Below are 4,646 nucleotides of genomic sequence, written 5' to 3'. Positions count from 1 at the left end.
TCCACGAAGCCTTCCTCACCCTCGGATGCGCACTCATCTGCTGGCGGCGCCTGAAGTCATTCCGATAGGAGTTCTAAGAGGCCGTCTCAACTGGCTTGATCGTTAGGGTAGCGGTCGTGATGGCGATGGTGGAGCGTCTGGTGCCGGAGGGGTTGTGGGAGTTGTTCCAGCGGGTGGTACCGGCCGCTGCGGTGCGGCCTCAGGGTGGTGGCCGACGCAGGTATGGGGACCGACAGGTGCTTGCGGCCATCGTGTTCGTGGCCACGACGGGCTGCACGTGGCGCCAGCTGCCGTCGGGCTTCGGCCCGTCCGGTCCGACGGCACATCGGCGGTTCACTGAGTGGAGCCGGGCCCGGGTGTGGGGAAAGCTCCACCGCCTGGTGCTGGACGAGCTCGGCGTCCGAGGAGAGTTGGACTGGTCGCGATGCGCGATCGACTCGGTGAACATGCGGGCGATGAAAGGGGGGATCTGACGGGTCCGAATCCCGTAGATCGCGGCAAGAAGGGCTCAAAGATCCACTTAATCACCGAGCGGACTGGTCTGCCTCTCTCCATCGGCATTTCTGCTGCGAACACCCATGACAGCCAGGGGCTGGAACCCCTGGTCCGGGGTATCCCGCCGATCCGCTCCCGACGAGGACCGCGTCGACGACGGCCCGACAAGCTCCACGCCGACAAGGGCTATGACTACGACCACCTTCGCCGATGGCTCCGCGCAAGGAACATCGTCCCGCGCATTGCCCGCAAGGGCATCGAGTCCTCACAGCGGCTGGGCCGCCACCGTTGGACCGTGGAGCGCACGGTCGCGTGGCTCGCTGGGTGCCGCCGCTTGCACCGTCGCTATGAACGCAAGGCAGAACACTTCCTCGCCTTCGCCGGAATCGCCGCCGCCCTGATCTGCTACCGCAGACTGGCGAAGGCCATCACCGCGTCGTGATCCGTAAAGTACGGCCCATACGACGCCGGCCTGCCGCCGAGGACCGAGCCGGTCACACACCATCGAGGACTTCATGACCGACTACCTGCTTGCCGTCATGGCGATGCTCGGCCCGGCCCAGAACCGCTTTGCGGACCCTGCTGCTTGGGACCGTCTCCACGCGGATCTCGGCATACAACTGCCGCCCGACTACCGGGGCCTGGTTGACGCCTACGCCCCGATCCAACTCAATGGCCACCTGTACCTCCATCATCCGGCGACTGAGCGATGGAACTTGGGCCAGGAGATCCGAAAAAGCATCCGAGCATGGTCCGAGGTGCCGTGGGATGAGCTCGATCTCGACGCGGACGAGGACCCGCGCCAGCTCTTCGGACTCGACGAGTTGAGCTTCGGCACCCGCAACGGGCTGTGGCCGATCGCGAGCACCGACCGAGGAGAGACAATCTTCCTCATCGCTGCCACCAGTGTCCCCAGGCTCTTGGTGAGCTACGACGAAACCTGGGCAGAGCACCGCATGAGCTTCGCCGAATGGCTCTACCGCTATCTCATCGGTGAAGACATGACCGGTCCCAACAGCGCAGCCTTCTATCCAGGCCCCGTGCAAATGCGACACCTGCCGATGTCCGCCGACGAACACCCCGAGCCTTGGTACGGCCCAGACCGCGGCATGTGAGAAGCCAACCGCGCTGGCAGGAGCGGCGACCCAAACGAGATGACCTTTAACTAAAGGAACGGCTCGAAGAACTCCGGCAAGACCTCCGCCCGCTGACGAGGCTGTTCTTGAAGCGGTATGCGGTCATCCCGCAGGTGCGTTGAACAGCCCCGGGGAGTCGGGCAGAGCCCGGCCGATCCTCAGCTCTTTCCGCTCGTGACCGGAGAGGCAGAACCGACTGTCGCCGCACTGTCGGCGTACACCCAGGCGTGCTCAAGCAGGTACACGGCTACGTACCCAGCCTCCGCAGGCAACATACGGGCTGCGCCCGCCTGTTGACGCAGCCTGCTCGCTCCAGGAGCAAGACGGCCGCGCTGTGGCCGACCCGTGTTCATGCCACCGGCCACACGGGGCAATCGCTTCCGCTTCTCCAGCCACGCTCCGCGCAGCCCTGACTCAGCAACAGGAGAGAGGATGGCACGTGACAGTCCAGGTCGAGCGACGTGCTGCATCTGCTGTGCCAACATGAGTGGCCGTGATCAAGACGCAGACGGTTGCCGAGGAGCCAGCGTGAGACGCAGCATCGGATTGGCGGTCCCCCTGGCGGCTCTGGCGCTGCTGACCGCGTGCGGAGGTTACGCGCAAGACATCTGCACCCTGATCGACACGCCCGCCGGGATCCGGGTCGCTGTCCACCCGGAACTGGCGAACAGCGTGGCCGACGCGACCCTCACAGCCTGCTGGGACGGCACATGCCGGAAGCGCACGCTGCAGCTGGACACCTGGCCGGAAGAACCGGCGACCCCAGGAAACCCCGTAATGACCACGGAATCCGCTACCGCCACAGAACCCCCGGCAGCGAGGGCCCCGCAAAACCCCGAGCCTTTTCTCCCTTGGCCTGGCTTCGTGGTCATACGGGACCTCCCATCAAGTAAGCCGATACAGGTCACGCTGGTATTCAAGAACCAGCGGGGCGCCACCGTGCTCGACCGACAGATCAGTACCACCACCCCGCAGCCCACCTATTCCAACGGCCGCAACTGCTCGCCGGACGGCTCCCAGGTGCGCCTGACGGTCACCAGAGAGGGCACGCTGATCCCACGCTGACCGTCCGCGCCCCAACGGAAGTGGGCAGGCGAGGCGTTCAGTGGCGTCTCCAGGACGTGGGAGCCGCCGTTCTGGGCGGGGCCGGCTATCGGATGGCCCCAGCACTCCGACGTCCAGCCTGCTGGGTACGTTTCCGTGTACCGAGCTGGGTGCTTTCACGCGAACGCCGACACGCACCGTGCACATGGGCTGGGAGTCGAAGTGATGAGCGAAATGCGGTGTGCCTGGGCCGATGATCGGCTTGATTTCGTGCTCGTGACTGCCTTGAATGATTGCGTAAGTCCGGACCGCTATCCGCGCTCCTCCGGCTATGACCCCGCCTGGTTGCTCGACCTTGACATGGGCCCGAACCCGTTGTGGCTGCTGGAGGACCTCGCCCGGGACCTTGATCTGCGCGAGCGGATCCGGATGGAGGCCGTCGAGCGGTTCGCCGACGACGTCCCCAACGGGGAGATCGCCAAGGAGTTACGGGTCAGCGTGCGCTCGGTGCAGCGGTGGCGTCGGGCCTGGCAGGGCTCTAGCTCTGCGGGGTTGCGGTCCGTCGGGCCGGTCTCACGGCCGAAGCTGAGCGACACGCTGTTTGCCGTGTTGGAAGCAGAGCTGGCCAAGGGCCCGGTCGTGCACGGCTGGCCGGACCAGACCTGGACCCTGGCCCGGATCAAGACATTGATCGGGCGGCGCTTCCACAAGTCGTTCTCACTGTCGGGCGTCTCGCAGATGCTGCGACGCCACGGCTGGAGCCACCAGGTCCCGGCCCGGCGAGCGGTCGAGCGCGACGAAGCAGCCGTGGCCGGATGGGTGAAGGAGACCTGGCCGTCCGTGGAAGCACCGCGGCGGCGCTCGGCGCTTACCTCGTCTTTGAGGACGAGGCCGGCTTCTCGATGACGCCGCCCACCACCCGTACCTGGTCCCGCCGCGGGACAACCCCGATCGTGCGCGTCCGTGGCCGTTCCCAGCGCCGCATCTCCATTGCCGCCCTGGCCTGCTACAAAGCAGGCGAGCGATCCCGGCTGATCTACCGGCCGGTGGTGCACCCGGACCACAAGGCCGGTGGACGCCGCAGCTTCGCCTGGACCGACTATCGCGACCTCCTGGTCGTGGCCCACCGGCAACTCGGCAAACCCATTGTCCTGATCTGGGACAACCTCAACGTCCACCGCGACCGCCGCTTACGCGAGTTCATCGACGCCCAGGACTGGATCACCGTTCACTTCTTGCCGCCTTACGCACCGCAGCTCAACCCGGTCGAAGGGATCTGGTCCCTGCTCCGCCGCCGCTGCCAGGCCAACACCGCCTTCACCGACCCCACTCACCTGATGCGTGCCCTCCGGCAGAGCCTGCGCCGAGTTCAGTACCGGCCCGGCCTCATCGACGGATGCCTCGCCGGCACCGGACTCACCATGTCCAGCCAAGAGCACTCACTTTGATGCGCGCGCATCAAGAATTGCGGGTTCCGGCTTCGGCCTCGTTCGCCGCCAACTGGTCTCTCGTCGCGCGGAACCTTGCTTCTTCGAGGTGGCTCGGGCGAGTGCTGAGCCGAAGTTGACGACCTGCGTAGCCTCCGCTGACAACTGTGAGTACGGAACCGACCGTCGGCCAGTCTGCAGGGCCGATATAGCCGTCGGCGATATCGACGCGGTCGACCACGCCAATCTCCCCGGATGGAACCTGCACCCTGAGCCCATAGTGCATGTGCTTGATCACTTTTCCGCTGGTCAGAGACCACTTCCTCAGCTGCTCGGGCATGACCCAAGTCTTCCAGCACCTCAGCGGACAGAGGGACTGATCGCCCGACATCACGCCTTCAGGCTCAGTAGCTGACTGGAAGGAAACGGCTGCCCCCGGGCGCTCGCCGAAGGCCCGGCCGACGCCGGGACGGCGAAAAACTTGGTGTGCGGGTCCGACGGAACCGGGTAACGTCTTTGTCATGTTCTTCCAGACGCCGATTTA

Annotated in this window: 5 protein-coding genes; 4 read left to right on the top strand and 1 reads right to left on the bottom strand. The window is 65.6% G+C overall.

Translation table 11 applies throughout. The features are described from left to right. Window positions 1–125: 125 nt before the first annotated feature. The 4 genes from ACX28W_RS43630 to ACX28W_RS43615 all read left to right on the top strand — a co-directional run bounded on the left by ACX28W_RS43630 (window position 126) and on the right by ACX28W_RS43615 (window position 4,123). A protein-coding gene (locus ACX28W_RS43630; protein WP_459005643.1) for an IS5 family transposase occupies window positions 126–937 on the top strand; the annotation gives its coding sequence in 2 pieces (ribosomal slippage) (window positions 126–468 and window positions 468–937; 813 coding nt in all). Window positions 938–1,010: 73 nt separating this feature from the next. After that, a complete protein-coding gene (locus tag ACX28W_RS43625) occupies window positions 1,011–1,610 on the top strand; it encodes an SMI1/KNR4 family protein (RefSeq protein WP_459005641.1) in 600 nt (199 codons plus the stop codon). A 549-nt stretch (window positions 1,611–2,159) separates the two neighbouring features. Then, window positions 2,160–2,696: a hypothetical protein gene (locus tag ACX28W_RS43620; protein WP_459005640.1), complete on the top strand. Its 537-nt coding sequence runs from the start codon at window positions 2,160–2,162 to the stop codon at window positions 2,694–2,696. 339 nt (window positions 2,697–3,035) lie between these two features. Beyond that, window positions 3,036–4,123, top strand: a protein-coding gene (locus ACX28W_RS43615) for an IS630 family transposase (protein WP_459005642.1) whose coding sequence is annotated in 2 segments (ribosomal slippage) — window positions 3,036–3,537 and window positions 3,537–4,123 — 1,089 coding nt in all. Because the reading frame shifts where the segments join, the coding sequence is not laid out codon by codon here. A gap of 10 nt (window positions 4,124–4,133) precedes the next feature. Here ACX28W_RS43615 and ACX28W_RS43610 read toward each other — a convergent pair. After that, window positions 4,134–4,442 (bottom strand): S1 domain-containing protein, encoded by a 309-nt coding sequence (locus ACX28W_RS43610; protein WP_459005639.1) that lies wholly within the window; start codon window positions 4,440–4,442, stop codon window positions 4,134–4,136. Window positions 4,443–4,646 lie beyond the last annotated feature (204 nt).

This window comes from Streptomyces sp. SD15 (assembly GCF_054462255.1).
The sequence above is the reverse complement of the archived record's forward strand: the minus strand, read 5'-3'. Positions and strand labels throughout refer to the sequence as shown.